Source organism: Aeromonas sp. 600276, from assembly GCF_049175815.1.
Taxonomy (GTDB): Bacteria; Pseudomonadota; Gammaproteobacteria; order Enterobacterales; family Aeromonadaceae; genus Aeromonas; species Aeromonas dhakensis.
In genome coordinates, this window is the sequence record NZ_JAAKVU010000039.1 from 1 (window position 1) to 1,859 (window position 1,859).

The following is a 1,859-nucleotide window of genomic DNA, read 5'->3' on the forward strand; positions in this document are numbered from 1 at the left end:
AAGGAAGTGCGCACTAAAGTAGCGTAAACAAGACACCGGTTTGAGGCCGGTGTCAGGTGATAACTAGATCTGTACAAGTAATAAGTAGAGCTGAATATAGATACTAATTAAAATTTTTTACATTGAATTGATAGATATCTCTATTTCATTGACTACTTCAGAACCAAAAAACTTCATCATGTAGTTATCACGTATATATGTAAAAACATCATCTTTCTTAGATGCAGGTACACCATATACTTTTATGACATCAAGCATTTTGCTTCCCACATAGATCCCTCTACTACTAAACCCCACATCTTTCTTAAGAATGACTTTAGTTATCCTATAATCATCAAAGTCTCTTTTTAATTTATTATAGTCAAGGTTTGATGACTCTATATATATGAAACCAAAGTCATGAGGATAAAATTTATAATCTACGCCATCAATATTTTTAAATACATCGGCAAAACCATTTTCACTATCTATTTCGGTGAATCCATTAAAAGCTCCGATAACTTCACTGTAATCACCACCAACTTTTATATCATAACCATTAAAGTGTATAGCAAAATCGCTTTTTTTAACTTTTAAATCCTCAGGTGGTTTTTCTTTTTTGGTGATACGGGTTGAATCAACCCACCCTGTATGAACCTCACCTTTCCGGTCTAGATAACCAACATATTGAAATCCATTATATGATGCATATGAAATTGCCTTGTCGCCATTAATAATGAATTTTTTAGAATTACACTCATCAAGAGGAAGGTCATAAAAAAAGTGCGACCTTTCGAGGTGACGACAACATTTGACACCTCATAAAAAACTTCTTCATCCTTCTGTATGTCATTAAATATTATGTTTTCACATGCGGCTATCCCACTAAAAGGAAAAATAAAAAAGACGACACAGAGAATATTTTTCATTAATTATCCTTAGCATGCAGAACATATATGATTGGTTTTATAAAACCACTTTAAATGACAAAGATATTTAACTGCATTAGTATTTCATTTGTTTTGATATTTTCAGAAAAACAAGCACACACTAATAAAATACAGAATACAAGTAGATAGCGCTTAACAATAAATCTCTCTTTTAAAGATCACAATGCTAAACAAGCATTTTAGCCACCATATAACTAAGGCTTTTTTTCCTCCACCTTACGAAAATGTCTTTGAATTTATATTCTAGAAAATGCTTGTAAACGCGGAGAAAGAATGAAAAGAAACCAGCCTGAGACCGGTGCCAGGTGATAACCAGATCTGCGCAATCTACTATGTATTTTATGCCACTTATAAAAATTACCATAATAAAGGCCATATTAATTATCACTTTTCCGCTGTAAAGGAGCATGTACATCAAAAAATTTCTGCAACTTACTTTTTATTGACTCATCATATTTCAGCTTTATCTTGTCCTCAAGGTAAGCAGATGCATTCCATAATGAAGCATCAGAATAAATATATGTGGCCCATCCAATACTACCACTGCCATCAGTATCATAACTTAACTGCATACTGACTTCCTTGCCATTATCTGAATCTATAACAACATTTACATCTTTAGAGGTGGCATATATAAATTCATAATTACTACTACGTACTGCATCGGCCAAATAATCATAACATTGCAAGTTATCACCAGCGATTGCAATATTAGAAAAAACAATAATTACATATGATGTTCTCATTCCCCTTCCTTTAGTAAATTACTTATCTTTGGTTTTATTTTTGATATATAATTTCTGCATATCTTATTAATATTATCATCATGCGCGTTCGGTATTCCAACGTCCTGTTGTACAGATCTAGTTATCACCTGACACCGGCCTCAAACCGGTGTCTTGTTTACGCTACTTTAGTGCGCACTTCCTT

At 32.9% G+C, this 1,859-nt stretch carries 1 protein-coding gene; it reads right to left on the bottom strand.

Going from position 1 to position 1,859, the window contains the following annotated elements:
• Positions 1-1,306: 1,306 nt before the first annotated feature.
• Complete coding sequence (locus tag G5134_RS21180; protein WP_219325882.1) at positions 1,307-1,675, bottom strand: hypothetical protein; 369 nt, start codon at positions 1,673-1,675, stop codon at positions 1,307-1,309.
• Between the last annotated feature and the right edge of the window lie 184 nt (positions 1,676-1,859).

Coding starts and splice junctions, on each gene's coding strand:
- G5134_RS21180 (WP_219325882.1), bottom strand. CDS start 1,675: ATGAGAACATCATATGTAATTATTGTTTTTTCTAATATTGCAATCGCT.